General features: G+C 61.0%; 26 protein-coding genes and 1 other RNA gene. 16 read left to right on the top strand and 11 right to left on the bottom strand.

Annotated elements, in window-relative coordinates; all coding sequences use genetic code 11:
- Positions 1-54 precede the first annotated feature (54 nt).
- Positions 55-525, bottom strand: a complete 471-nt coding sequence (locus BLU48_RS26900) for an Lrp/AsnC family transcriptional regulator (protein ID WP_057022774.1) — start codon at positions 523-525, stop codon at positions 55-57.
- Positions 526-652: 127 nt separating this feature from the next.
- Here BLU48_RS26900 and BLU48_RS26905 point away from each other — a divergent pair, with 127 nt between their 5' ends.
- The 6 genes from BLU48_RS26905 to BLU48_RS26930 all read left to right on the top strand — a co-directional run bounded on the left by BLU48_RS26905 (position 653) and on the right by BLU48_RS26930 (position 5,916).
- A complete protein-coding gene (locus BLU48_RS26905; RefSeq protein ID WP_057022773.1) occupies positions 653-991 on the top strand; it encodes a hypothetical protein in 339 nt (112 codons plus the stop codon).
- 85 nt (positions 992-1,076) lie between these two features.
- Positions 1,077-2,771, top strand: coding sequence for a GspE/PulE family protein (locus BLU48_RS26910; RefSeq protein WP_057022772.1), 1,695 nt, complete (start codon positions 1,077-1,079; stop codon positions 2,769-2,771).
- A 76-nt stretch (positions 2,772-2,847) separates the two neighbouring features.
- Positions 2,848-3,768, top strand: coding sequence for an SPFH domain-containing protein (locus tag BLU48_RS26915; protein WP_057011345.1), 921 nt, complete (start codon positions 2,848-2,850; stop codon positions 3,766-3,768).
- Positions 3,769-3,778: 10 nt separating this feature from the next.
- Positions 3,779-4,225, top strand: a complete 447-nt coding sequence (locus BLU48_RS26920; protein WP_043046967.1) for an NfeD family protein — start codon at positions 3,779-3,781, stop codon at positions 4,223-4,225.
- Positions 4,226-4,293: 68 nt separating this feature from the next.
- Entirely contained in the window at positions 4,294-4,608 is a 315-nt protein-coding gene (locus tag BLU48_RS26925) for a DUF2388 domain-containing protein (RefSeq protein WP_034116324.1), read from the top strand.
- 165 nt (positions 4,609-4,773) lie between these two features.
- The gene (locus BLU48_RS26930) at positions 4,774-5,916 is read left to right on the top strand and encodes a DegT/DnrJ/EryC1/StrS family aminotransferase (RefSeq protein WP_057022771.1); all 1,143 of its coding nucleotides are present in this window, start codon (positions 4,774-4,776) and stop codon (positions 5,914-5,916) included.
- Between the two features lie 113 nt (positions 5,917-6,029).
- On the opposite strand, the gene gcvH is transcribed toward BLU48_RS26930, so the two are convergent.
- The 8 genes from gcvH to BLU48_RS26970 all read right to left on the bottom strand — a co-directional run bounded on the left by gcvH (position 6,030) and on the right by BLU48_RS26970 (position 15,013).
- Positions 6,030-6,413 (bottom strand): glycine cleavage system protein GcvH, encoded by a 384-nt coding sequence (gcvH, locus tag BLU48_RS26935; protein WP_057022770.1) that lies wholly within the window; start codon positions 6,411-6,413, stop codon positions 6,030-6,032.
- A 52-nt stretch (positions 6,414-6,465) separates the two neighbouring features.
- Positions 6,466-7,548, bottom strand: coding sequence for a glycine cleavage system aminomethyltransferase GcvT (gcvT, locus tag BLU48_RS26940; RefSeq protein ID WP_057022769.1), 1,083 nt, complete (start codon positions 7,546-7,548; stop codon positions 6,466-6,468).
- Positions 7,549-7,704: 156 nt separating this feature from the next.
- Positions 7,705-9,321, bottom strand: a complete 1,617-nt coding sequence (locus tag BLU48_RS26945) for an ABC transporter permease (protein WP_057022768.1) — start codon at positions 9,319-9,321, stop codon at positions 7,705-7,707.
- Between the two features lie 161 nt (positions 9,322-9,482).
- Positions 9,483-10,487 carry an extracellular solute-binding protein gene (locus BLU48_RS26950; protein WP_057022767.1) on the bottom strand — a complete coding sequence of 335 codons (1,005 nt, stop codon included), beginning with the start codon at positions 10,485-10,487 and terminating at the stop codon, positions 9,483-9,485.
- A gap of 162 nt (positions 10,488-10,649) precedes the next feature.
- Positions 10,650-11,867, bottom strand: coding sequence for a 2-octaprenyl-3-methyl-6-methoxy-1,4-benzoquinol hydroxylase (locus tag BLU48_RS26955; protein ID WP_164484866.1), 1,218 nt, complete (start codon positions 11,865-11,867; stop codon positions 10,650-10,652).
- Positions 11,868-11,928: 61 nt separating this feature from the next.
- Entirely contained in the window at positions 11,929-13,116 is a 1,188-nt protein-coding gene (gene ubiH / locus BLU48_RS26960) for a 2-octaprenyl-6-methoxyphenyl hydroxylase (protein ID WP_057022765.1), read from the bottom strand.
- On the bottom strand, positions 13,113-14,435 hold the full coding sequence (pepP, locus tag BLU48_RS26965; protein ID WP_057011354.1) for a Xaa-Pro aminopeptidase: 1,323 nt from the start codon (positions 14,433-14,435) through the stop codon (positions 13,113-13,115). The genes ubiH and pepP overlap by 4 nt, the downstream gene beginning before the upstream one ends.
- A 20-nt stretch (positions 14,436-14,455) precedes the next feature.
- The gene (locus tag BLU48_RS26970) at positions 14,456-15,013 is read right to left on the bottom strand and encodes a YecA/YgfB family protein (protein ID WP_057022764.1); all 558 of its coding nucleotides are present in this window, start codon (positions 15,011-15,013) and stop codon (positions 14,456-14,458) included.
- A gap of 138 nt (positions 15,014-15,151) precedes the next feature.
- Here BLU48_RS26970 and BLU48_RS26975 point away from each other — a divergent pair, with 138 nt between their 5' ends.
- From BLU48_RS26975 to BLU48_RS26990, 4 genes are all read left to right on the top strand, one after another.
- On the top strand, positions 15,152-15,361 hold the full coding sequence (locus BLU48_RS26975; RefSeq protein ID WP_003177365.1) for a TIGR02449 family protein: 210 nt from the start codon (positions 15,152-15,154) through the stop codon (positions 15,359-15,361).
- Positions 15,358-15,675 (top strand): cell division protein ZapA, encoded by a 318-nt coding sequence (locus BLU48_RS26980; RefSeq protein WP_005792389.1) that lies wholly within the window; start codon positions 15,358-15,360, stop codon positions 15,673-15,675. The genes BLU48_RS26975 and BLU48_RS26980 overlap by 4 nt, the downstream gene beginning before the upstream one ends.
- 30 nt (positions 15,676-15,705) lie before the next feature.
- Positions 15,706-15,884, top strand: a non-coding RNA gene (gene ssrS, locus BLU48_RS26985) — 6S RNA.
- Between the two features lie 58 nt (positions 15,885-15,942).
- The gene (locus BLU48_RS26990; protein ID WP_057022763.1) at positions 15,943-16,572 is read left to right on the top strand and encodes a 5-formyltetrahydrofolate cyclo-ligase; all 630 of its coding nucleotides are present in this window, start codon (positions 15,943-15,945) and stop codon (positions 16,570-16,572) included.
- Positions 16,573-16,585: 13 nt separating this feature from the next.
- On the opposite strand, the gene BLU48_RS32085 is transcribed toward BLU48_RS26990, so the two are convergent.
- Complete coding sequence (locus BLU48_RS32085; protein ID WP_010207387.1) at positions 16,586-16,735, bottom strand: hypothetical protein; 150 nt, start codon at positions 16,733-16,735, stop codon at positions 16,586-16,588.
- A gap of 194 nt (positions 16,736-16,929) precedes the next feature.
- On the opposite strand from BLU48_RS32085, the gene BLU48_RS26995 reads away from it, so the two are divergent.
- From BLU48_RS26995 to BLU48_RS31895, 5 genes are all read left to right on the top strand, one after another.
- Entirely contained in the window at positions 16,930-17,379 is a 450-nt protein-coding gene (locus tag BLU48_RS26995; protein WP_057022762.1) for an EVE domain-containing protein, read from the top strand.
- Between the two features lie 69 nt (positions 17,380-17,448).
- Entirely contained in the window at positions 17,449-18,414 is a 966-nt protein-coding gene (locus tag BLU48_RS27000; RefSeq protein ID WP_057022761.1) for an HlyD family secretion protein, read from the top strand.
- A complete protein-coding gene (gene rbbA / locus BLU48_RS27005) occupies positions 18,411-21,128 on the top strand; it encodes a ribosome-associated ATPase/putative transporter RbbA (protein WP_057022760.1) in 2,718 nt (905 codons plus the stop codon). Before BLU48_RS27000 ends, rbbA begins: the two co-directional genes overlap by 4 nt.
- Complete coding sequence (locus BLU48_RS27010; protein WP_057022759.1) at positions 21,128-22,246, top strand: ABC transporter permease; 1,119 nt, start codon at positions 21,128-21,130, stop codon at positions 22,244-22,246. The genes rbbA and BLU48_RS27010 overlap by 1 nt, the downstream gene beginning before the upstream one ends.
- Before the next feature lie 188 nt (positions 22,247-22,434).
- On the top strand, positions 22,435-22,848 hold the full coding sequence (locus tag BLU48_RS31895) for a hypothetical protein (protein WP_124356351.1): 414 nt from the start codon (positions 22,435-22,437) through the stop codon (positions 22,846-22,848).
- Positions 22,849-22,904: 56 nt separating this feature from the next.
- Here BLU48_RS31895 and BLU48_RS27015 read toward each other — a convergent pair whose 3' ends face one another.
- On the bottom strand, positions 22,905-23,312 hold the full coding sequence (locus tag BLU48_RS27015) for a flagellar basal body-associated protein FliL (RefSeq protein ID WP_057022758.1): 408 nt from the start codon (positions 23,310-23,312) through the stop codon (positions 22,905-22,907).
- Positions 23,313-23,462: 150 nt separating this feature from the next.
- Here BLU48_RS27015 and BLU48_RS27020 point away from each other — a divergent pair, with 150 nt between their 5' ends.
- Positions 23,463-24,440 carry an NADPH:quinone oxidoreductase family protein gene (locus BLU48_RS27020; RefSeq protein ID WP_057022757.1) on the top strand — a complete coding sequence of 326 codons (978 nt, stop codon included), beginning with the start codon at positions 23,463-23,465 and terminating at the stop codon, positions 24,438-24,440.
- Positions 24,441-24,566 lie beyond the last annotated feature (126 nt).

The following is a 24,566-nucleotide window of genomic DNA, read 5'->3' on the forward strand; positions in this document are numbered from 1 at the left end:
CCACGGGGAATACATTCCAACGGGGGGGGCTTGCCCCCGATGGGGCCCTCCCTGTCAGCGCAATACTGGCAGGCTGGTAGTGGACTTGATCTCCGACAACGCCACAATCGAATTGACCTCCTGGATCCCCGGCACCATCGACAACTTGTCAAAGAAAAACCGTTCGTACGCCTCGATGTCCGACGCGACGATACGCAGCAGAAAATCCACCGCTCCCATCAGCACATAACACTCCAGCACCTCCGGAAACTCACGGATCGCCTCGGTGAACTCGGTGAAGTTGGAGCGGCCGTGGGCATTGAGTTTGACCTCGGCGAAAATCTGCGTGTTGAGCCCGATTTTCTTGCGGTCCAGCAAGGTGACCTGACCGCGGATTACCCCCTCTTCCTTGAGCCGCTGAATGCGCCGCCAACAGGGAGACTGCGACAGGCCGACCTGCTCGGCGATCTGTGCGCTGGAGAGCGAGGCATCCTCTTGCAGCAGGGCCAGGATGCGGCGGTCATAGACGTCCAACTCGCTGTGCATAGAAATACCTGCAAATAAGCTTATTTTGAATTGTTCGATTTGATTAATCGCAAAAGAAGCTCATCTTAGATAAGAATTCTCCCGAGGCGAATGTAAAAATTTCTCCAGTCGAATCTGGAGAGTCAGCATGCATGCCGTTGAAACCAACCCCCCTGCCACCCGTGTCGATGCCTGGGCCGTCAACAGCGCCCATTGCCAGGCGCACTATCACATCGTCGCAGAAGCGGAACCGGACGTGCTGTGCCGGGTGCTGAACTATTTCGCGTTGCAGTTCCTGACCCCTGCCCAGGTCAGTGTGAGCCGGGCAGCCGACTTGCTGAACATCGATATCGTGATGGACGGGCTGAGCTGGCACCGTGCCCAAGTGATCGGTGAAAAGATTCGAAACCTGATCAGCGTATGCGACCTCAAGCTTTGGCCGGCTGATGCCGAGCGGCCTAAAGCGCTGGCGGCAAGTGCTGGGTAATAGCCTGCAAAACAACCAGGGAGGAGGAATTCCAGAGGCTGGCTAGCCTTGGATTTACATCCCAAGCCTCCCAGGAAAAACCTGCATGTCCGTTGCCTCTCGCGATTACCCCCTGGAACTGCATCAATTGTTGCCGGCATTAATCGAGCAAGGGCAGATCACGGCGCAGGCGGCGCAAAAAGTTTCGGCAGCGCCCTGCGGCCTGCATCCCCTGGAATGCATCGCGGCCGAAGGCCCTTGCCTGGAGAGCCTGACCCAATGGCTGGCTGGGCATGTGGGCCAGCCTTACCTGCGCATCGACCCGTTGCAGATCGACGTAGCAACGGTGGTGCCCCTGATGTCCCATGCCTTCGCCCAACGCCACGGCATTCTTGCAGTGGCCGTGGATGCTCAGAGCGTCACGGTCGCCAGCGCCCAGCCCCATGTCAGCGCCTGGGAAGCCGGGCTCGCCCAGGTGCTCAAGCGTTCCATCAAGCGCGTGGTTGCCAACCCCCGGGATATCCAGCGCTGCATCAACGAGTTTTACCGCCTGGCCAAGTCAGTCAGTGGCGCCGATCAAAAGATGGCGACGCCCGGCAACGGCGAACTGCTCAGTCTCGGCGCCAGCGACAAGGAGCCGGAGGCCAATGACGCCCATATCGTCAACATCGTCGACTGGCTGTTGCAGTACGCCTTTGCCCAACGGGCCAGCGATATCCACATTGAGCCCTGCCGCGAGCAGGGCCGGGTGCGCTTTCGCATCGATGGGCTGTTGCACGACGTCTATCAATTTCCACCCCAGGTCACCACGGCGGTGGTCAGCCGTTTGAAAAGCCTCGGGCGAATGAATGTGGCCGAGAAACGCAAGCCCCAGGATGGCCGCGTCAAGACCAGAAACCCGGCGGGCGTCGAGGTGGAACTGCGTCTGTCGACCCTGCCGACCGCGTTTGGCGAAAAGCTGGTGATGCGGATTTTTGACCCCCAGGTATTGCTCAAGGACTTCGACCAGTTGGGCTTGTCGAACGCGGACCAGCAGCGCTGGCACGCCATGACCCGGCAAGCCAATGGCATCATCCTGGTCACGGGCCCGACCGGCTCGGGCAAGACCAGCACCCTCTACACCACCCTCAAGCAACTGGCGACCCGGGAGGTCAACCTGTGCACCGTGGAGGACCCGATCGAAATGGTCGAGCCGGCGTTCAACCAGATGCAGGTGCAGCACAACATCGACCTGACCTTCGCCAGCGGCATCCGCGCCCTGCTGCGCCAGGACCCCGACATCATCATGATCGGCGAAATCCGCGATCAGGAAACCGCAGAGATGGCGATCCAGGCCGCGTTAACCGGGCACTTGGTGCTCTCGACCCTGCATACCAACGATGCGCCCAGCGCCATCAGTCGCCTACAAGAGCTGGGGATTGCTCATTATTTGATCAAGGCTACGCTGATAGGCGTTATGGCCCAGCGCCTGGTTCGCGTGTTGTGCACCCACTGCAAGCGCCCGGCAAAACTGGAAGACGTTGGCGGCTATGAGGCCGTCGGCTGTGTGGAGTGCCGTGACAGTGGTTATCGGGGCCGAGCCGGGCTCTACGAAATCATGCCCATGGACCCGGCGCTCAAGGGTTTGGTTACTCCCGGCGCGGACATACAGGCACTGCGCCGCCGGGCATTGGCACAGGGCATGAGCAGCCTGCGCATGGCCGGTATCGACAAAGTGAAGGCCGGCCTGACCACGATGACGGAGGTATTACGGGTCACGCCTGGGGATCCGGAAACAAATCCTTTGTTAGTTGGGCCGTGAAACCGTCTTTATTCGTGACCAGACCGTTACAATCGGCCTAATGTCGTTCACTGACACCTCCAGATAGGGAATCGTTATGCAGATCGGAACCGTACTGCTTCTTTTCGTGGGATTGGCCATCGCCATCCTGTTCATGGGTTTCAAAGTGGTGCCCCAAGGCTACCAGTGGACCGTCGAGCGTTTCGGCCGCTACACCAACACCCTCAAGCCCGGCCTGAATATCATCATCCCGGTCATGGACCGCATCGGTCGCAAGATCAACGTGATGGAAAGCGTGCTGGATATCCCGCCCCAGGAAGTCATCACAGCCGACAACGCCACCGTGCAGATCGATGCCGTGTGCTTCTTCCAGGTGGTCAACACCGCCCAGGCCGCCTACGAGGTCAACAACCTCGAGCACGCCATCCGCAACCTGCTGCAAACCAATATCCGTACCGTACTCGGCTCGATGGAGCTGGATGCCATGCTGAGCCAGCGCGACGGTATCAACGAAAAACTGCTGCGCACCGTGGATGAAGCCACCGCGCCGTGGGGCATCAAGATCACCCGTATCGAGATCAAGGACATCAGCCCGCCCGCCGACCTGATGGCGGCCATGTCCGGCCAGATGAAAGCCGAGCGGATCAAGCGTGCACAGATCCTCGAGGCCGAGGGCCTGCGTGCGTCGGCAATCCTGACCGCCGAAGGCAAGAAGCAGGCGCAGATCCTCGAAGCCGAAGGTAGCCGCCAGGCGGCGTTCCTGGAATCAGAAGCCCGTGAACGCCAGGCCGAAGCCGAAGCCCGGGCGACACAAGTGGTCTCGGAGGCGATCGCGTCGGGTAACGTGCAGGCGGTGAACTACTTCGTTGCGCAAAAGTACATCGATGCCCTGGGCAAGCTGGCATCGGCCAACAACAGCAAGGTCATCCTGATGCCGCTGGAAGCCAGCCAGGTGATTGGGGCCGTGGGTGGTATCGGCGAGATCGTCAAAGCAACTTTCGGCAACCAGAAAGTCTGAGGCGATCACTATGTGGGAGTTCCTGCTGCATTTGTCGTTCTGGGATTGGCTGGCGCTGGGCACCGTGCTGTTGATTCTTGAGGTGTTCGGTGCAGGAGGTTACCTGCTGTGGATGGGTATCGCCGCCGCCGCTGTGGGCGTGATCAAGTTCCTGGTGCCGCCACTCGGGCTGGAATGGCAACTGCTGCTGTTTGCCGTGTTGTCGATATTGACCGCGGTGTACTGGTGGAAACGCCAGCGCAGCAGCGCCAAGGCCAGCGATCAACCGGGGCTGAATGAGCGTGGTACCGAGTTGATTGGGCGCACCTTCGTGGTGCATCAGGCCATTGTGGATGGTCGTGGCAAGGTCAAGGTCGGCGATGGGGTATGGATGGTCACTGGTGCCGACACGCCTGCAGGCGCTCAAGTACGCGTGGTTGGCCTGGAAGGGGTGATTTTAAAGGTTGAAACTGTTTAGTCAGTGATGGAACTCGATTGGCTTAACTACAATCAAAACGTACAGATAACCCACCGGAGTCACCCATCATGCGTCTCAAATATGCTGTCGCCACCCTCGCTGTGCTTTCCCTTCCTGTCGGCTCAGCCATGGCCGATAGCTTCTGGCGTAATGTCATCTCGTCGGGCGCCACCACCGGCTCGACGTACCTGACCTTCAAGGACCACAAGCTGGTCGTTGCCGCCCAGGATGATGCAGGCAGCTTCGTTGCCAGCGACGGCGGCATTCGCGGCCCGTACCTGGAAGCGGCCATGCAGAAAGTCCGCGCCGATAACCCTGGCCTCAAGGCTACTGACATGGAGCTGGCCAACGCCATCCTCGCGAAGAATGCCGTAGCCGAGTAACCATGCCTGATAAAAAATGCCGCTTTTACAAGCGGCATTTTTTTGCCTGCACGCTGACGAATCGTTCATGAGCGACAGGCTATATTCAGTCTCGCCGTGCAACCATGCGTTACTGACTCGCCTATTAGTACCTGTCGCCTACCTGAAACGGATGCCCTCTTCGACATGAGCCAACTGCCCTTCCTGCCGTTTTCCAAACCTACCATTGATGAAGCCACCATCTCGGCGGTGGGCGATGTCCTGCGTTCCGGCTGGATCACCAGTGGGCCGAAGGTGCAGGCGTTCGAAGCGCAGTTGTCGGAGTATTTTGGCGGGCGCCCGGTGCGCACCTTCAACTCGGGCACCTGCACCATGGAAATCGCCTTGCGCATCGCCGGCATCGGGCCTGGGGATGAGGTCATCACCACGCCAATTTCCTGGGTTGCCACGGCCAACGTCATCCTCGAGGTGGGTGCCACGCCCGTATTTGCCGATATCGACCCGGTAACCCGCAACATTGACCTGGCCCAGGTCGAAGCGGCTATCACCCCGCGTACCAAGGCGATCATCCCGGTCTACCTGGCCGGTTTGCCCCTGGATATGCCGATGCTTTATGCACTGGCGAACAAGTACAACCTGCGTATCGTCGAAGATGCAGCCCAGGCCCTGGGGTCCAGTTGGGATGGAGAGCGAATTGGCGCCACCGGCGACTTCGTATCGTTCAGCTTCCAGGCGAACAAGAACATCACTTCGTCCGAAGGCGGCTGCCTGGTGTTGAACAACGCCGAAGAAGCCCGCCTGGCAGAGAAATATCGCCTGCAGGGCGTGACTCGCAGCGGTTTCGACGGCTTGGATGTGGATGTGTTGGGCGGCAAGTTCAATATGACCGACATTGCCGCAGCCATTGGCCTGGGGCAGTTTGCGCATATCGAGAAGATCACCGCCCACCGCCAGAACCTGGCACGCCATTATTTCAAGTGCTTTGGCAGTGATTTTGAAGAGAAATACGGCGCGCAGCTACCGCCGCCGGACTTCGAAAACAGCAACTGGCACCTGTTCCAACTGGTGCTGCCGGAGCGTCACGATGGCCTGCCGGCACGTGCGACGTTCATGGAGCAGATGCAGGCCCAGGGCGTCGGCATTGGCTATCACTACCCGCCCATTCACCTGCTGAGCCTGTATCGGGCGCAGGGTTTCAAGGAAGGCATGTTCCCGGTGGCAGAGCGTGTCGGGCGCTTGATCGTGTCGTTGCCGATGTTTACGGCGATGACGGAGGCGGATGTGGAGCGGGCTGTGGCGGCGGTCGAAGCGGTATTGAAAGCAGGCTGAGCACTTATTAAATGTGGGAGGGGGCTTGCTCCCGATTGCGGTGTGTCAGCTACAAGTGAGCTGACTGGCACACTGCTATCGGGGGCAAGCCCCCTCCCACATGGCCTCTGCGTTTATTCGCCGATGGCGGCTGCGTAGCCGGCAGCGTCAAGCAGCTTGTCCAGCTCGGCCGGATTGCTTGGCTTGAGCTTAAAGATCCAGGCTTCATACGGATTAGCGTTCAGCAGCTCCGGACTACCACCCAACTCTTCGTTGACCGCAATCACTTCGCCCGCAATCGGCGAATAGATATCCGACGCGGCCTTCACGGACTCAACCACACCCGCCTGGCCTTGGGCTTCAAAAGTAGCGCCGACCTCAGCCAGCTCAACAAACACCACATCACCCAAGGCTTCCTGTGCATGGTCGGAGATCCCGACGGTCACGGTGCCGTCGGCTTCCAGGCGGGCCCATTCGTGACTTTCGGCAAAACGCAGGTCGGCAGGGATATTGCTCATAGTCTGTGTCCTCAAGAAGAAATGTCAGCGGCCTTCGGCCTGCCGGAAATAGTTAGATCAAGGTTTTGCCATGGCGCACGAAGGTCGGCTTGACCACTCGCACCGGGTACCACTTGCCGCGGATTTCCACTTCGGCCCGGTCGGCAGTCGCCGTCGGTACACGCGCCAGGGCAATGGATTTGCTTAGCGTAGGCGAGAAACTACCACTGGTGATCTCTCCTTCGCCAACATTGGCGATACGAACCACCTGATGAGCCCGTAAAACCCCGCGCTCCTCGAGCACCAGCCCCACCAGTTTGAACTGCACACCGGCGGCTTTTTCCGCTTCCAGCGCGGCGCGGCCGATGAAGTTGCGCCCGAAGGGCTCCCAGGCAATGCTCCAGGCCATGTTGGCCGCCAGGGGCGAAACAGCCTGATGAATGTCCTGGCCGTACAGGTTCATGCCGGCCTCCAGGCGCAAGGTATCGCGGGCGCCGAGGCCGATAGGGGAAATGCCGGCACCCACCAGATCGTTGAAAAACCCCGGGGCCTGGTCGGCGGGCAGGACAATTTCCAGGCCATCTTCACCGGTATAGCCGGTGCGGGCGATGAACCAGTCACCGTCGGCCTGGCCTTCGAACGGCTTGAGCTGACGAATCAGGGTGCCACGGGACTGGGTCACCAGTTCAGCGATTTTCTGCCGGGCGTGGGGCCCCTGGATGGCGAGCATGGCCAACTCGGGCCGCTCATGCAGTTGCGCCTGGTAACTGCCCAATTGCGCTTGCATCCAGGTCATGTCCTGATCGCGGGTGGCGGCGTTGACCACCAGTCGGTAACCGCTTTCGGTGCGGTAGACGATCATGTCGTCCACTACCCCGCCCTGCTCGTTGAGCATGGCGCTGTACAACGCACGGCCACAGCCGTGCAATCGATCGACATCATTGGCCAGCAAGTGCTGGAGCCATTCCTTGGCCTGAAGGCCGCTGACATCGATTACGGTCATATGAGATACATCGAAAACCCCGCAGTCGCGTCGCACCTGATGGTGTTCTTCAACTTGCGAGCCGTAATGCAAAGGCATATCCCAACCGCCAAAATCGACCATTTTCGCGCCGAGGGCGAGATGCAGGTCATACAGAGGCGTACGCTGTCCCATGGGTTTCTCCTTCCGGGCTTGGCGAAGGTGCGCAGAGCTGCCACCTGCGCCGAACACCTTGAATTACAAGGCCCACAGGCACATACAGCAGGTCGACCCGAAAGACGGAGCGCACCGAATGCCGCGCATTGTAGCCTCAAGCTGTAGGACTGGCACCTAACCGATTTGTCGGGCAGAGCGGCGAATCAGCCCGATGACCGGCAACAACCCGACCAGCACCAGGGTCAGGGCCGGCAAGGAAGCCCGCGCCCATTCGCCTTCACTGGTCATTTCAAAGATCCGCACCGCCAGGGTGTCCCAGCCGAACGGGCGCATCAGCAGGGTTGCAGGCATTTCCTTGAGCACGTCGACGAACACCAGCAGCGCCGCGCTCAAGGTACCCGGCAGCAACAACGGCAGATACACTTTGCAAAACAGTCGTGGGCCGCTCACCCCAAGGCTGCGTGCAGCTTCGGGCAGCGATGGGCGAATGCGTGCCAGGCTGTTTTCAAGCGGCCCGTACGCTACCGCCAGAAATCGCACCAGATATGCCAACACCAGTGCAGACAGGCTGCCCAGCAGCAAGGGCTTGCCCGCACCGCCCAGCCAGCCGGAGAACGGCACCACCAGCTCACGGTCAAGGTAGCTGAACGCCAGCATGATTGACACCGCCAGCACCGAGCCCGGCAAGGCATAGCCGACATTGGCCAGGCTGATGCCGGAGCGAATCGCCCGGGTCGGCGCCAGGCGGTTGGAAAAGGCCAGTACCAGCGCCACGCTGACGGTGATCAGCGCCGCGATACCGCCCAGGTAGAGGGTGTGGACGATCAGGCCGGTATAGCGCTCATCCAGGTCGAAGCGCCCGCGCTGCCAGAACCAGGCCACCAGTTGCAGCATCGGGATCACAAATGCGCAGGCGAAGACCAGGCCGCACCAGGCACTGGCCGCAGCCGCCTTGAGCCCGCGCAGGTGGTACAACGCCTTGCCTCGTGGTCGCTCATTGCTCGGTCGGCTCGCCCCACGCGCGCGCCGTTCGCCATACAGCACCAGCATCACCACCAGCAGCAACAGGCTGGCCAGTTGCGCGGCACTGGAAAGGCTGAAAAAACCATACCAGGTCTTGTAGATGGCGGTGGTGAAGGTGTCGAAGTTGAATACCGAGACGGCGCCGAAATCCGCCAGGGTCTCCATCAAGGCCAAGGCCACGCCAGCACCAATCGCCGGGCGCGCCATCGGCAAGGCCACGCGCCAGAACGCTTGCCAGGGCGACTGCCCCAGCACCCGCGCCGCTTCCATCAAACCCTTGCCCTGGGCCAGGAACGCCGTGCGCGCCAGCAAGTAGACGTAAGGGTAGAACACCAGCACCAACACGATGATCACGCCGCTGGTGGAGCGCACTCGCGGCAAACGCAGCCCGGCACCGAACCATTCGCGCAGCAGGGTTTGCACGGGCCCTGCGAAATCCAGCAGGCCGACGAACACGAAGGCCAGCACATAAGCCGGGATCGCAAAGGGCAGCATCAGCGCCCAATCGAGCCAGCGGCGCCCGGGGAATTCGCAGAGGCTGGTCAACCAGGCCAGGCTGACACCCAACAGTGTCACACCAAGACCGACGCCGAGTACCAGGGTCAAGGTGTTGCCCAGCAATCGAGGCATCTGGGTATCCCAGAGATGGGACCAGATCTGGTGGTCGATGCTTTGCCAGGACAGCAGCAGCACGCTCAGCGGCAGCAGCACCAGGGCGGCGACGGAAAAGACCGGCAGGTACCAACGGCGTTGGGCGGGGTGGGCCAAGGAAAAGCTCTCTATGAACAGACTATTCAAAGACAAACACAAAACAATGTGGGAGGGGGCTTGCCCCCGATAGCGGAGTGCCAGTCACTGATGATTAGACTGACACTCCGCTATCGGGAGCAAGCCCCCTCCCACATTTAGATCTGTGGCAATTTACACATTCAGTTCCAGCCGGCGCGATCCATCAGGCGAATGGCCTCGGCCTGGCGCTTGCCCGCCACTTCCACCGGCAAGGTATCGGCCACGAACTTGCCCCAGCTCGCCACTTCCGCCGATGGCGGCACCGCCGGGTTGGCGGGGAACTCCTGGTTCACGTCGGCAAAGATCTTCTGCGCCTCAGGCGTAGTCATCCACTCCACCAGTGCCTTGGCCGCTTCCGGGTGCGGCGCGTGCTTGGTCAGGCCGATGCCCGAAAGGTTCACATGCACGCCACGGTCGCCCTGGTTCGGCCAGAACAGTTTCACTGCCAGGTCCGGCTTCTGCTTGTGCAGGCGACCGTAGTAGTAGGTGTTGACGATACCCACGTCGCACTGCCCGGCGTTTATGGCTTCCAGCACGGCAATGTCATCGGAGAACACGTCGGTGGACAGGTTGTTGACCCAGCCCTTGACGATCTCTTCGGTCCTGGCCGCGCCATGGGTTTCGATCAAGGTCGCGGTCAGCGACTGGTTATAGACCTTTTTCGCCGTACGCAGGCACAGGCGGCCTTCCCACTGTTTGTCGGCCAAGGCTTCGTAGGTGGTCAGTTCGCCCGATTTTACCCGGTCGGTGGAATAGGCGATCGTCCGTGCACGCAGGCTCAAACCGGTCCAGGCGTGGGCCGATGAGCGATATTGCAGCGGAATATTCTTGTCGATGACGGCGGAGGTGAAGGGTTGCAGGATGCCCATCTGTTCAGCCTGCCACAGGTTGCCGGCGTCGACGGTGAGCAGCAGGTCGGCGGTGGCGTTCTCGCCTTCGGCCTTGATGCGCTGCATCAGCGGCGCTTCCTTGTCGGTGATGAACTTGACCTGCACGCCGGTCTTCTTGGTGTAGGCATCGAAAACCGGCTTGATCAGTTCGTCGATACGCGAGGAGTAGACCACCACTTCGTCGGCCGCCTGCACGGTGGTGCTGCCGATCAGGGTGAGTGCCAGGGCAGTCAGGAGGCGCTTGGGTGCCAACATGGGTGCGGTCTCTCTCATTTGCAAATTGAGGGCAAATGATAAGGACTCACATTTGGTAACGCTCGGCGGAGGCGTTACCAGATGTTGCACAGCCCGAATATGCGCGAGGGTTGAGGGCCTCATCGGGGGCAAGCCCCCTCCCACAGGGGACTGTATTTCAATTCAGGGTTTAGCGAGTTCTGGTAGATCGCCAGTCAAACCTAGCGCTTGGCGCACAAACACCGCTTTGGCTTCGGGCATCTGGTCGACGATTTTCAAGCCGGCGTTACGCAACCAGCGCAACGGCAGTTGATCAGCCTGGAACAGGCGTTCAAAGCCTTCCATCGCCGCCATCAACGCCAGGTTGTGCGGCATGCGCCGCCGCTCGTAACGGCTCAGCACCTTCACGTCCGCCAGGCGCTCGCCGCGCTCGGTGGCCGCCAGCAACACTTCGGCCAGCACCGCCGCGTCGAGGAAGCCCAGGTTCACGCCCTGCCCTGCCAACGGGTGGATCACATGGGCCGCGTCGCCGATCAACGCCAGGCCCTCGGCCACATAGCGTTTGGCATGGCGCTGGCGCAACGGCACGCAGACCCGCGAGTCGGCGCTGATCACAGTGCCCAGGCGGCCTTCGAAGGCACGCTCGAGTTCCCGGCAGAAGCGTTCATCATCCAGAGCCATCAGGCGCTCGGATTCAGCCGGCGTGGTCGACCAGACAATCGAACACCAATCTTCCTGCCCATCCCGTACCAGCGGCAGGAACGCCAGCGGGCCGGTATCGGTAAAGCGTTGCCAGGCCGTGCGCTGGTGCGGCTGGCTGCTGCGCACGCTGGTGACGATCGCGTTATGCAGGTAATCCCACTCGCGGGTCGGGGTGCCGGTCAGGCGGCGTACTGCGGAGTTGGCGCCATCGGCGGCCACCACCAGCGGCGCACGCAACTTGCGACCATCAGCCAGGGTCAGCAGCCAGTCATCGCCGGAGCGGCGCATCTGCTCAAGGCGCGCATTGGCCAGCAGGCCGAGGTCGCAGTCGTGCAGGCGCTCCAGCAAGGCATCCTGCACTACGCGGTTTTCGACGATATGCCCGAGCACCTCGGCATGCACGCTGGCCGCCGAGAAGTGGATCTGCCCGGTGCCGCTGCCATCCCACACCTGCATCTCGCCGTAGGGGCTGGCGCGGCGCTCGACGATGCCGTCCCATACGCCCAGGCGTTCGAGGATGCGCTGGCTGGCAGCCGACAACGCGCTCACCCGCGGTTCAAACGCCGCATCTGGCTCGAACGGTTTGACACTCAAGGGGCTGCCGTCGAGCAGCAGCACCTGCAAGCCACTGCCCTGCAACGCCAGCGCCAGGGCGCTTCCGACCATTCCGGCCCCGACAATCAGCACATCTGCGTGCATGTCCATGCTTTAAGCCTTGTCTCGTGTGCGGCACACGCCGCCGATAAAGTAGTGGGCCGGTTCAGACATCGGCGCGCGTGCCCAGGCCCATGGCCTGGCGAGCGAACCAGCGTTTGGCCGGCGGCAACAGGTCCAGGCCCAGCAGGCCCAGGTTGCGACCCAGCGCCATCAGCGGCTGGCCGCTGCCAAACAGGCGCGTGACCTGGTCGGAGAAACCCACGGTGAGTTGCTGGTCCAGGCGCTGGCGCTCGCGATAGCCTTGCAGGGTCGTCAGGTCGCCCGGCACGGCCGGCCCGGCCAGCAACGCCTCGGCCAAGGCATTGGCATCGCGCAGGGACAGGTTGAAGCCCTGCCCGGCAATCGGGTGCAGGCTGTGCGCCGCATTGCCAAGCACCGCCAGGTGCGAGCGCACTTGCTCTTCGGCTTCCACCAGGGTCAGCGGGTACAGGTGACGGGCACCCACCTGCTTGAGGGTGCCCAGGCGATACCCGAACACACCCTGCAATTCGCTCAGGAAGCTGCGCTCGTCAAGGCTGGCCAGGCGCTGGGCGTCCATGCCGATGCGGGTCCAGACCAGCGCGCAACGGTTGTCCGGCAGCGGCAGCAAGGCCATCGGCCCTTCATCGGTAAAGCGCTCGAACGCTTCGCCATTGTGGGCTTCGCTCGGAGTGATGTTGGCGATCAGTGCGCTCTGGTTGTAGGGCCGGGTTTTCACGCCAATGCCCAGTTGCTCACGCAAACCGGAGCGGCCGCCATCGGCCAGTACCGCCAGGTCGCACTCCAGCACGGTTTCATCGTTGAGGGTCAGGCGATAGCCATCGGGCAGTGGTTCCATGCGTGTGACTTGCGCCGGGCAGCGCCAGCTCACCACGTCCTTGTCCAGGCCTTGCCACAGGCATTGGCCGAGCCAGGCGTTTTCCACTACATAGCCCAGGGCCGGCACGCCCTCTTCCATGGCGGACAAACGTGCCGTGGAGAAACGCCCACGGTCCGACACATGGATTTGCTTGATCGGCTCGGCACGCCGAGAGATGGCCTGCCAAAGGCCCAGGCGCTGGTAAATCTGGCGAGCGCCAAACGACAGCGCCGAAGAGCGCGCATCGTAGCTCGGCTGGTAGCTGTCACCCGGCGCAAAGGGCTCGATCAACACGATCTTCCAACCCCGCGTCTTGGCCCCGGCCTGCAACGCCAGGGCGAGGCTGGCGCCCACCAGGCCGCCGCCGATGATTGCCAGGTTGACCCGGCTCATCGGGCAGCCGCCATGAGCGCTTCGATCTCGGCAACGGTCTTGGGCACGCCGCCAGTCAGGATTTCACAGCCTTGCTTGGTCACTATCACGTCGTCCTCGATGCGTACGCCAATGCCACGCCATTTCTTTGCCACGTTCTGGTTATCCGGGGAAATATAGATGCCCGGCTCCACGGTCAAGGCCATGCCGACTTCCAGCACCCGCCATTCACCGCCGACCTTGTACTCGCCCACATCATGCACATCCATGCCCAGCCAGTGGCCGGCGCGGTGCATGTAGAAAGCGCGGTAAGCCTCGCTGGCGATCAGCTCGTCGACGTCACCTTGCAGCAGCCCCAGCTTCACCAGCCCGGCGGTGATGACCTGCACGGTCGCCTCGTGGGCCTGGTTCCAATGTTTGTTCGGCGCGATCTGCTTGAAGGCGGCTTCCTGGGAGGCCAGCACAATCTCGTAGATCGCCTTTTGCTCGGGCGAAAACTTGCCGTTGACCGGCCAGGTGCGGGTGATGTCGCTGGCGTAGCAGTCGATCTCACAACCAGCGTCGATCAGCACCAGGTCGCCGTCCTTGAGCAGCGCGTCATTCTGCTGGTAATGCAGGATGCAGCTGTTGCGCCCGGCGGCGACAATGGAGCCATAGGCCGGCATTTTCGCACCGCCCTTGCGGAATTCGTAATCCAGCTCGGCTTCCAGGCTGAACTCATGCAGCCCGGCACGGCTGGCCTGCATTGCCTTCACGTGGGCCGCACAGGAAATTCGCGCCGCCTCGCGCATCACCTTCACTTCTGCCGCCGATTTATACAGGCGCATATCGTGGAGCAGATGATCCAGGGCAACGAATTCGTTCGGTGGCTGGGCGCCCAGGTGCGCCTTGGAACGGATCACGTTGATCCACTCCATCACATGCCGGTCGAATTCGGCGTTGCTGCCCATGGCCGAATATACCCGGTCGCGGCCTTCGATCAGGCCGGGCAGGATGTCGTCGATATCTGTGATAGGGAATGCGTCGTCGGCGCCAAAATCGCGGATCGCGCCTTCAGTGCCGGCGCGCAGGCCATCCCATAGCTCGCGCTCCGCGTTGCGCTCACGGCAGAACAACACGTATTCGCCGTGCTGGCGACCGGGCATCAGCACGATCACCGCTTCGGGTTCGGGGAAGCCGCTCAGGTACTGGAAGTCGCTGTCCTGGCGGTACACATGCTCGACATCGCGGTTGCGAATGGCCACGGCGGCGGCCGGCAGGATCGCGATGCTATTGGGTTCCATCTGCGCCATGAGCGCCTTGCGGCGACGGGTGTATTCCGCTTTGGGGATATGAATCATGGGCAGATGGGCTTCCTTTCTTAGTGCAACAACGGCTTGGCCGCGACCGGTTCAGCGGACTTTCGGGTCTCGGTGAACAGCAGCAACGGCGCGACGCGCAGGTATTCCATGACTTCCATGTAGTCGCCTTCGCCGTCTTCGGATTCTTCCAGGGCATCTTGCACCTGGGAGATGGCTGCCAGGTCCTGCAGCACTTCCTTGGCGTCGGTGCTCAGCTCCAGGCCGCCGGCGTTAACGCCGAAACCGTGGAGGAAACCCTGGCACCACTGGCCCAGGGCGGCAGCGCGCTCGGTGAGCGGCGCGTCATCGGTCGGCAGCAGCAGGACCACGGTGACGTCGTCACCGGTCAGCTCGCCCTTGACCATCTCTTGCAGGCCAATCAACGCGTTGCGCACGTTTTCGTTGGGTTCGGTTTCCAGCAGCTCGGCTACATCAGCCAGCCAGTTGTCTGCATCAAAGCCCACACCGGTGCAACTGCGGCCCAACAGCACGCCGTGCAGTTCGGCAGGCGAGCAGGGGTGACCGCTGGTGCTCAGCAGTTTGGAAAAAGCGTCGTACGGGGAATTCTGAATGGGCATGGTGAGCTAGGCGCCAGACGGCGCAATGTCTAGAATGGAGCGCTGTATCCTAGCACCGGCAGACGCACCAAGACTATCGAGGGCGTCAGATCGTTTATCCTGCAGTTGCCATTCATCAGACAAATCCAGTGGAACCCAATGGAAGACACCGACCTGCAAGCGCTGATGGCCAGACTCGAACTGCTAATTGATCGGGTCGAGCAACTAAAGAGTCAAAACGGACTCCTATTAGCTCAGGAAAAGACCTGGCGCGAGGAACGCGCTCACCTCATTGAAAAAAACGAAATCGCCCGGCGTAAGGTCGAATCGATGATTTCGCGCCTGAAGGCCCTGGAGCAAGACTCATGAGTTCAAGCAATAGCGTAACTGTGCAGATCCTCGACAAAGAATATTCGATCATCTGCCCCCAGGAAGAACGCAGCAACCTGGTGAGTGCTGCCCGCTATCTGGACGGCAAGATGCGTGAAATCCGCAGCAGCGGCAAAGTCATCGGCGCCGACCGCATCGCCGTGATGGCCGCGTTGAATATCACCCACGATCTGCTGCATAAGCAGGAACGCCCTGACGTGCAGGCCAGCGGCTCGACCCGCGAGCAGGTACGCGACCTGCTGGAGCGCGTGGATCTGGTGCTTTCTACCGACTCAGACGCACCCAAGGGCTGATTGCCGAGTCGGTTTAAGGTATACTCGCGTCACTCCCTGGCGTGTTTGCCAGTCGGCGATGTCCCTGAGCCGATTCGCACTACCCTGGAAGTTGCACGTTGGGCTGGTGTGCATGTCCGCTAGACGGAAAGCCTTAAAGCCTACTGCTTCTTCCACCTTGAACTTTCGGGTTCAAGGGCTAAGTCGACAGCGGCTCTGTCGGGGAGCCTGAATTTCCAAACTCAATGCCAGTCCCAGGACTGGCATTGTTTTATGAGCCGAAAAACCATGACCGAACCTGCGCCGCTTTCCCGTCCGCAACTTCGACGCATGTTGCGCAAGGCCCGCCGGGCACTCACGCCGAGCGAGCAGCGCCAGGCCGCCCTTGGGGTGTATCGGCAACTGGCACAGCACCCGCTGTTTCGCCGGGCCAAACATATTTCCTTATATCTACCGACGGACGGTGAAATCGATCCGCGCTTGCTGCTGCGTGCAGCCCAGCGCCGGGGTAAGGCCACCTATCTGCCGGTACTGAGCGCCTGGCCGCGCACCAAGATGGTGTTCCAGCGCGTGCGGCCTGGGGAAAAGTTGTTGCCCAACCGCTTTGGCATTCTTGAGCCACGGGTCAATGCCCATCGCCAACGCCAGGTCTGGGCGCTGGATTTGGTGCTGTTGCCGCTGGTGGGCTTCGATGATGCGGGCGGGCGCCTGGGCATGGGCGGCGGGTTCTACGACCGTAGCCTGGCCTATCTGGCCCGCCGCTATAGCTGGCGCAAGCCAACGCTGCTGGGGCTGGCCCACGAATGCCAGAAAGTCGGGCGACTGGCGCAGGCAAGCTGGGATGTGCCGTTGGCGGGGACAGTGACCGATAAGCAGTGGTATGTCGCAGAAACGCCGCTGGAAACAGCGGCGCCTTAGTTAATGCTTCGAGTTAACGCTTGAACGGTTGTGGCTGCTGCTGAGCCAGTTCAACCGGTGCATCGGTCTTGTTCGACCACAGGCTCTGGGCATAACCGGTGGTCACGACGCCCAGACCAAACAAAATAACCAAAATCCATAGTAAATCCGGTTTACGTTGCATCGATTGCCCCCCTTCAGGCACCTCGTACACGATGACAACAACGTTCCAAAGTAGTCCGTTGCAGCTGCGTCAAGCCTAAAAGCGCGCATTCTGCGGCAACGTGATCCAACACGCAAACCTTGACGCCAACCGACTGTCGGTTTGTGATGGAATTGCCCGACAACTTGCCCAATGCCTTTTTCAGGAGCCCCAAAATGGCCTACTGGCTGATGAAATCCGAGCCCGACGAACTCTCCATCAACGGCCTGGAAACGCTCGGCGAAGCGCGCTGGGATGGGGTGCGTAACTATCAGGCGCGCAACTTTCTGCGGGCGATGGCCGTGGGCGATGAGTTTTTCTTCTATCACTCCAGTTGCCCGCAGCCCGGTATTGCCGGTATCGGCAAAATCATCGAGGCCGCCTACCCGGACCCTACTGCCCTGGAACCGGACAGTCCTTATTTCGACGCCAAGGCCAAGGCGGAGAAAAATCCATGGAGTGCAATCACCGTGGCCCACGTCAAAACCTTCCCCAAGGTGCTGAGCCTGGGCGATTTGAAGCAGCAAACCGCCCTTGCCGAAATGCCGCTGGTGCAGAAAGGCAGCCGGCTTTCGGTCATGGCGGTCACGCCTGAACAGTGGGCGGCCATCCTTCATCTGCTTTAACTGACCGATATCAAGACCCTCACGGGGTAAACCCGTCACACTGGAACGCTAACGCCGCAGGATGCAGCCATGTCTACGAACCACCGCACCTCCCGTCTTTTCGCCTTCGCCCTGATCGTCCTGTTGCTGGGGGCCGGGGCCTTTGGTTACTGGCGCTCGACCCAGGACCGCCTGCCCGAAGGCTTGAGCATGGGTAACGGGCGGCTGGAGTCCACCGAAGTGCAGATCGCCGCCAAGATCCCCGGGCGCCTGGCCGAAGTACGCGTGGATGAAGGCGACAAAGTGCTCAAGGGCCAGCTGCTGGCGCGTATGGACACCCGCACCCTGGAAGCCCAACGCGCCCAAGCCGAAGCCGAGGTGTTGCGCGCCAAGGAAAACTTCGCCGCCGCCGAAGCCAACGTGCAGTTGCGCCAAAGCGAGCAATTGCTGGCCAACCAGGAACTCAGGCGTACCCAGGAGCTGTACCGGCGCGGCTTCGCCAGCAGCCAGTTGATCGACCAACAGCAAGCACGCCAGAACACCGGCAATGCAGCGGTGATCGCGGCCCAAGCCCAAGTCAACGCAGTGAAGGCCGCCATCGGTGCGGCCCAGGCCCAGGTCGCCCAGCTCACCAGCGAAATCGATGACAGCAGCCTGCGTGCGCCCATCGACGGCATCATCCAGTTGCGCCTGGCCGAGCCAGGTGAAGTGCTCGGCGCGGGTGGGCGCGTGTTGCTGCTGATTGACCCCAATGACCAGTACATGAACCTGTACCTGCCCGCCTCCGTCACCGGTCGCCTGACCGTCGGCAGTGAAGCGCGCATTCTGCTCGACGCCCTGCCCCAGCAGGCGTTGCCGGCCAAAATCAGTTTTGTCGCAGCCAAATCCCAGTTCACTCCCAAGGAAGTGGAAACCCGCGATGAGCGGCAGAAACTGGTGTTCCGCGTCAAATTGCACCTGACTCAACCCAGTGCCGTGCCGCAAGCCAAGCCGGGCATGCCCGGCGCGGGTTATGTGCGCACAGCCGATATCGACTGGCCGGCCAACCTGCAATGAGCGGCCTGGCGCTGCACTCCACGGGGATCAACCACCGCTACGGCAAGCAACAGGCACTGCTCGACATTGCCTTCAGCCTGCCGGCCGGCACCCGCTGCGGGTTGATCGGCCCGGACGGCGCCGGCAAGTCGAGCCTGCTGGGATTGATCGCCGGGGTTAAGAAGCTGCAGGACGGCCAGTTGCAGGTGCTCGGCGGTTCCATCCAAGACCGTCGCCATCGCAACAGCCTGTACCCGCGCATCGCCTTTATGCCCCAGGGTCTGGGCGGTAACCTGTACCCCGAGTTGTCCATCAGCGAAAACATCCGTTTCTTCGCCACCTTGTTTGGCCTGTCGAAAGCCGATTGCGACCAGCGCATGCACAACCTGTTGCTCGCCACCGACCTCGCACGCTTTGCCGAGCGCCCGGCGGGCAAGCTCTCTGGGGGTATGAAGCAGAAGCTCGGCCTGTGCTGCGCGCTGATCCATGATCCGGACCTGTTGATCCTCGACGAACCCACTACCGGCGTCGACCCGCTGTCACGCCGGCGGTTCTGGGAGCTGGTCGACAGCGTACGCAGTGAACGCCCGCAACTGACGCTGCTGGTGGCCACCGCCTACATGGAAGAGGCCGAGCAATTCGAGCATTGCCTGATGCTCGACCGTGGCAGGTTGATCGCCGATGGGCTGAGCCGCGAACTGGCGACGATTACGCCCAGCGGCAAGCTGGATGAAGCCTTTACTCACTTTCAGGGCGACAGCGCCCACGACAACCAACCACTGGTGATTCCACCACGCACGGGCGGCAACACCGATATCGCCATCCAGGCCCACGACCTGACCCTGCGCTTTGGCGATTTCACCGCGGTGAATAAGGTCAGCTTTGACATTGGCCGCGGCGAGATCTTCGGCTTCCTCGGTTCCAACGGTTGCGGCAAGACCACCACCATGAAAGTGCTGACCGGGCTGATGCCGGCCACCGAGGGCAGTGCAATCCTGCTGGGCAAACCGGTAGACGCCAAGGACCTGGCGACCCGCAAGCGCGTGGGCTTCATGTCGCAAAGCTTCTCGCTGTATGGCGAGCTGAGCGTGCGCCAGAACCTGGTGCTGCATGCGCAACTGTTTGACCTGCCCAAGGCCGACAGCGGCCCGCGTATAGATGAACTGATCCAACGCTTCGACCTCGGTGAAGTGGCCGAGCAGCCCTCCGGCGAGTTGCCCCTTGGCCTGCGCCAGCGTTTGTCCTTGGCGGTTGCGGTGCTGCATCGCCCGGAAGTGCTGATCCTCGATGAGCCCACCTCGGGCGTCGACCCGGCGGCGCGGGATGATTTCTGGCGGTTGCTGATCGAGTTATCGCGGGAACAAGGTGTGACCATCTTCCTGTCCACCCACTTTATGAACGAAGCCCAGCGCTGCGACCGCATCTCCTTGATGCATGCCGGCAAAGTGCTGGCCTGCGACACACCCGAGGCGCTGCAACAGCAGTTCCACGGCGACACCCTGGAAGCGGCTTTCGTCACCTGCCTGGAACAGGCCCAAGGTGAACCCGAACCCGCCGCCCCCCGTGCAACCGTTAACGACACCCACGCGCCGCCGGTGAGCAAAAGCGGCTTCAGCCTGGCACGGTGGTTGGCCGTGGCCAGTCGCGAAGGCAAGGAGTTGCTGCGCGACAGGGTACGCATGGCTTTCGCCTTGCTCGGGGCGATGTTCATGATGGTGATCTTCGGCTACGGCATTTCCCTGGATGTGGAAAACCTCGCCTTCGCCGTCTACGACCAAGACCACACTCCGCAAAGCCGCGCCTACCTGGAAGCATTTCGCAGTTCACGCTATTTCGCCGAGCAAGCCCCCATCCGCGACGCCAACGAATTGCACCGGCGCCTGCAACGCTCGGAAATCAAACTGGCCCTGGAGATCCCGCCAGGTTTTGGCCGCGACCTGTACGCCGGGCGCCAACCGACCGTGGCTGCATGGATCGATGGCGGCATGCCGTTTCGCGCCGAAACCAGCCGTAACTACATCGAAGCGGTACACCAAGGCAATCTCCAGCAGTTGGCCGAATTGAGCAGCCTGCCCCGCAGCACGCAAGCCGCGGTCAAGCTGGAAACACGCTTTCGCTACAACCAGGACGTGGTCAGCGTGAACGCTATCGGCCCGGGCGTGATGGCGCTGATCCTGGCATTTATCCCGGCGATGCTCACCGCCCTGGGCATCGTGCGCGAAAAAGAGCTGGGTTCGATCACCAATTTCTACGCCACGCCGCTGACACGCCTGGAATTCCTGCTGGGCAAACAGGCGCCCTACCTGGCCGTCAGCCTGGTCAACCTGGCGCTGCTGGTGGCGATGAACCGCTGGTTGTTCGGTGTACCGTTCAAAGGCAGCGGCTTGACCCTGGCTTTCGGTGGCCTGCTGTACGTGCTGGCGACGACGAGCATGGGCCTGTTGATCTCGGCATTCACCCGCACCCAGATCGCAGCGATCCTCGGCACCATGATCATCACCAGCCTGCCGACCATTCAGTTTTCCGGGCTGATCGTGCCGCGCTCCTCCCTGGAAGGCGCGGCGGCACTGATGGGCATGCTGTTCCCCGCCGGGCACTTCCTGGATATTGCGGTGGGCACCTTCACCAAGGCCCTGGACCTGCGCCAGTTGTGGCCGCAGTGCCTGGCGTTGTTCGGGTTTTTCGTCGGTTTCACCGGGCTGAGCCTGGTGATGCTCAAGAAGCAGGAGGCCTGATGCACAAACTCGCCCATATCCTGCGCCTGGGGCTCAAGGAACTCACCAGCCTGCGCCACGACAGCGTGTTGCTGCTGTTTCTGTTCTACGCCTTCACCGTGGCGATCTATATGCCCGCTGCCGGCTCGGTGATTGGCGTGCACAACGCCAGCGTGGCCTTTGTCGATGAAGATCACAGTGCGCTCTCGCGACAAATGGCCGAGGCCCTGCAGCCACCAGAATTCCAGGCGCCGGCGCCACTGGCCTACGACCAGTTGGACAAGGTCATGGACAGCGGCCAGTACACCTTCGTCGTCAATGTACCGGCGAATTTCCAGGCCGACCTGTTGGCGGGGCGCCAGCCGGGCGTGCAGGTGAACGTCGATGCCACGGCAATGAGCCAGGCCTTCATGGGCGCCGGTTACATCGGGCGGATTTTCCAACGCGAACTGCTGACCTACAGCGGCCAGGCCGACGCTGCCGGCAAAGCCCCCGCCCTGCTGACTACCCGGGCGCTGTTCAATACCAATCTGGAAGGTGGCTGGTTCCTGGCGGTGATCCAGATCGTCAACAACATCACCATCCTCGCCATCGTGCTGACCGGCACCGCCCTGCTGCGCGAACGCGAACACGGCACCCTCGACCACCTGCTGGTGCTGCCCCTGACCGCGCTGGAGATCATGCTGGCAAAAATCTGGAGCAACATGCTGGTGGTGGTCTTGTGTACATGGCTGTCCCTGGAACTGGTGGTCAAAGGCTTGCTCGGCGTGCCGTTGGCCGGCTCCATGAGCCTATTCCTGTTGGTGACGGCGCTGTATCTGTTTGCGAGCACGGCGCTGGGCATCTTCCTCGCCACCCTCGCCCGCTCGACGCCGCAGTTCGGCTTGCTGGCGATCCCGGTGATCATCCCGATGCTGTTGCTTTCTGGCGGCAGTACGCCGCTCGACAGCATGCCCGAATGGTTGCAGTGGGTGATGCAGGGCTCGCCGTCGACGCACTTTGTGAGCTTGAGTGCGGCGATTCTATTCAGGGATGCGGGGCTGAGCGTGGTGTGGCCGGACTTGTTGGCGCTGACGGGGATTGGCTTGGTGTTTTTTGCGGTGGCGTTGGCGAGATTCAGAAGTACGTTGTTGTCTTGACGCTTGAATTATTAGCGCCAAAAAAACACTAAAAAACCCATGCTTATTTCTATATAGCCTAAACAACTGTCATTTATGACAGTAGTAAATTCCGCTCCAGAGAACTCTACTGACGATATAAAAATTTGCTGCGGAAGAATCAAAGCCTTAGCAACTTTTTCATACCCATCACTTAACGGAGATTCATCATGGCGGACACACAAGCCCCCAATGAAAACTACATCGAACTTCCTGCCGAAACTACAAGCGCCCCAACCACCACTGCGACGAAAATGGTGGTATCTGGCGCGTATGCACCATGGGGATTCGAAGGTTCGATAGAGTTCGAGTATTCTCTTATCGCTCCGGGCTCGCCGACAATCTTAATTAGAACCTTAAACTACTATCTCAAAGCGTCATACCAGCCGGCATCTTCGACATTTAATATCACAGCACCTAACTTATCACCCTTAAGTGTAAATCCAACAGCGATCAACAGATGGGTGCTTTGGGGTTCAAGCTCTCAAACAACTTCGCGATCATATAATTTTGATTTCATATTCCAGGCGATACAGAATGGCCCGAGTGCAACTGTCCGCAAAACTATAAATCTGCCCATTTGAATAATATCTACCCACCTGCGGCCGACAAACCAGCCGCGGGCGTGGTAAGTCTGCACTTATTGAATAATCAAGTTATTGAACAACAAATCCTCAACCACCGGCTTGCCGGTCTCATCGTTCATTACTTGCTGGGTTTGCTTCAGGGCTTCCTGGCGCAGTTTTTCCTTGCCTTCAACAGTGCTCATGGCCTCATTGGTCTGCTGGGTGAACAGCGCCACCAGTTGGTTGCGAATCAACGGGTCGTTGGCTTTGACCGCAGCAGCAGCTTCAGGGCCGGTCACACGCAGAGCGATATCAGCCTTGTACACCTTGAGCTTCGCCGTGCCATCCAGGCCGTAGTTGCCCACAAACGGTGGCGTCAGGCTGATATAGCTGACCTTCGGCGCCTCACCTTCCTTGGCTTCTTCGGCCTGGGCTGCCATCGGCAACGTCAGGGCCAGCATCAACAGGATCCACGCTTTCACAGTTCATTCCTCGAATTCGGTTGCCCGGTAGCATAACGCTAGCAAGGCTGAGCACAAGCTTATGGCGGCTTATCAGGCCCGGGCATGCTCGTTGACCCGCGGGCGTACCCTCCTACACTTATCGGCCACGACGCCAAAAGGAATAGTCCGATGAAAGCTGTGCTGTGCAAAGCCTTCGGCCCCGCCGAAACCCTGGTGCTGGAAGAAATCGCGAGCCCTGCGATCAAGAAGAACGAGATCCTGCTGGACGTGCACGCGGCCGGGGTGAATTTCCCGGACACCCTGATCATCGAGGGCAAGTACCAGTTCAAGCCGCCCTTTCCGTTTTCACCCGGTGGCGAAGCGGCGGGCGTGGTCAGTGAAGTGGGTGAGAAAGTCAGCCACCTGAAAGTCGGTGACCGCGTGATGGCGTTGACAGGCTGGGGCAGCTTTGCCGAGCAGGTTGCAGTGCCCGGCTATAACGTGCTGCCGATCCCGCCAAGCATGGACTTCAACACCGCTGCCGCCTTCAGCATGACCTACGGCACCTCGATGCACGCGCTCAAACAGCGCGCCAACCTGCAACCCGGCGAAACCCTGCTGGTGCTTGGCGCTTCCGGGGGCGTGGGCCTGGCCGCCGTGGAAATCGGCAAGGCCATGGGCGCCCGGGTGATCGCCGCCGCCAGCAGCGCCGACAAACTTGCGGTGGCCAAGGCGGCCGGCGCCGATGAGTTGATCAACTACAGCGAAGCCAGCCTCAAGGACGAGGTCAAGCGCCTGACCGATGGCAATGGCGCCGATGTGATCTACGACCCGGTGGGCGGCGATCTGTTTGATCAGGCCGTGCGCGCCATCGCCTGGAACGGCCGGCTGCTGGTGGTGGGGTTTGCCAGCGGGCGCATTCCTGAACTGCCGGTGAACCTGGCATTGCTCAAGGGCGCGGCGGTGGTCGGGGTGTTCTGGGGCTCGTTTGCCCAGCGCCAGCCGCAGGATAATGCGGCGAACTTTCAGCAGTTGTTTGGGTGGTATGCCGAGGGCAGGTTGAAGCCGTTGGTGTCGCAGGTGTATCCGCTGGAGCAGGCGGCCCAGGCGATTAATGACCTGGGGCAGCGCAAGGCAGTTGGAAAGGTTGTCGTACAAACCCGCTGACAGATTTTAAATGCTGTCCATGTGGAAGGGGGCAAGCCCCTCCCACATTTGTTCATCGATCTGGAGAACTCCGAACACGACCCACACTTATCTATTAGCGACATGTTCGTAAAAGAACATGCAATT

This window comes from Pseudomonas synxantha (assembly GCF_900105675.1).
GTDB lineage: Bacteria > Pseudomonadota > Gammaproteobacteria > Pseudomonadales > Pseudomonadaceae > Aquipseudomonas > Aquipseudomonas synxantha.

Excerpts from the sequence above, each read along its gene's own strand:
- BLU48_RS26900 (WP_057022774.1), bottom strand. The coding sequence starts at position 525 with ATGCACAGCGAGTTGGACGTCTATGACCGCCGCATCCTGGCCCTGCTG.
- BLU48_RS26905 (WP_057022773.1), top strand. The coding sequence starts at position 653 with ATGCATGCCGTTGAAACCAACCCCCCTGCCACCCGTGTCGATGCCTGG.
- BLU48_RS26910 (WP_057022772.1), top strand. The coding sequence starts at position 1,077 with ATGTCCGTTGCCTCTCGCGATTACCCCCTGGAACTGCATCAATTGTTG.
- BLU48_RS26915 (WP_057011345.1), top strand. The coding sequence starts at position 2,848 with ATGCAGATCGGAACCGTACTGCTTCTTTTCGTGGGATTGGCCATCGCC.
- BLU48_RS26920 (WP_043046967.1), top strand. The coding sequence starts at position 3,779 with ATGTGGGAGTTCCTGCTGCATTTGTCGTTCTGGGATTGGCTGGCGCTG.
- BLU48_RS26925 (WP_034116324.1), top strand. The coding sequence starts at position 4,294 with ATGCGTCTCAAATATGCTGTCGCCACCCTCGCTGTGCTTTCCCTTCCT.
- BLU48_RS26930 (WP_057022771.1), top strand. The coding sequence starts at position 4,774 with ATGAGCCAACTGCCCTTCCTGCCGTTTTCCAAACCTACCATTGATGAA.
- gcvH (WP_057022770.1), bottom strand. The coding sequence starts at position 6,413 with ATGAGCAATATCCCTGCCGACCTGCGTTTTGCCGAAAGTCACGAATGG.
- gcvT (WP_057022769.1), bottom strand. The coding sequence starts at position 7,548 with ATGGGACAGCGTACGCCTCTGTATGACCTGCATCTCGCCCTCGGCGCG.
- BLU48_RS26950 (WP_057022767.1), bottom strand. The coding sequence starts at position 10,487 with ATGTTGGCACCCAAGCGCCTCCTGACTGCCCTGGCACTCACCCTGATC.
- BLU48_RS26955 (WP_164484866.1), bottom strand. The coding sequence starts at position 11,867 with ATGCACGCAGATGTGCTGATTGTCGGGGCCGGAATGGTCGGAAGCGCC.
- ubiH (WP_057022765.1), bottom strand. The coding sequence starts at position 13,116 with ATGAGCCGGGTCAACCTGGCAATCATCGGCGGCGGCCTGGTGGGCGCC.
- pepP (WP_057011354.1), bottom strand. The coding sequence starts at position 14,435 with ATGATTCATATCCCCAAAGCGGAATACACCCGTCGCCGCAAGGCGCTC.
- BLU48_RS26970 (WP_057022764.1), bottom strand. The coding sequence starts at position 15,013 with ATGCCCATTCAGAATTCCCCGTACGACGCTTTTTCCAAACTGCTGAGC.
- BLU48_RS26975 (WP_003177365.1), top strand. The coding sequence starts at position 15,152 with ATGGAAGACACCGACCTGCAAGCGCTGATGGCCAGACTCGAACTGCTA.
- BLU48_RS26980 (WP_005792389.1), top strand. The coding sequence starts at position 15,358 with ATGAGTTCAAGCAATAGCGTAACTGTGCAGATCCTCGACAAAGAATAT.
- BLU48_RS26990 (WP_057022763.1), top strand. The coding sequence starts at position 15,943 with ATGACCGAACCTGCGCCGCTTTCCCGTCCGCAACTTCGACGCATGTTG.
- BLU48_RS32085 (WP_010207387.1), bottom strand. The coding sequence starts at position 16,735 with ATGCAACGTAAACCGGATTTACTATGGATTTTGGTTATTTTGTTTGGT.
- BLU48_RS26995 (WP_057022762.1), top strand. The coding sequence starts at position 16,930 with ATGGCCTACTGGCTGATGAAATCCGAGCCCGACGAACTCTCCATCAAC.
- BLU48_RS27000 (WP_057022761.1), top strand. The coding sequence starts at position 17,449 with ATGTCTACGAACCACCGCACCTCCCGTCTTTTCGCCTTCGCCCTGATC.
- rbbA (WP_057022760.1), top strand. The coding sequence starts at position 18,411 with ATGAGCGGCCTGGCGCTGCACTCCACGGGGATCAACCACCGCTACGGC.
- BLU48_RS27010 (WP_057022759.1), top strand. The coding sequence starts at position 21,128 with ATGCACAAACTCGCCCATATCCTGCGCCTGGGGCTCAAGGAACTCACC.
- BLU48_RS31895 (WP_124356351.1), top strand. The coding sequence starts at position 22,435 with ATGGCGGACACACAAGCCCCCAATGAAAACTACATCGAACTTCCTGCC.
- BLU48_RS27020 (WP_057022757.1), top strand. The coding sequence starts at position 23,463 with ATGAAAGCTGTGCTGTGCAAAGCCTTCGGCCCCGCCGAAACCCTGGTG.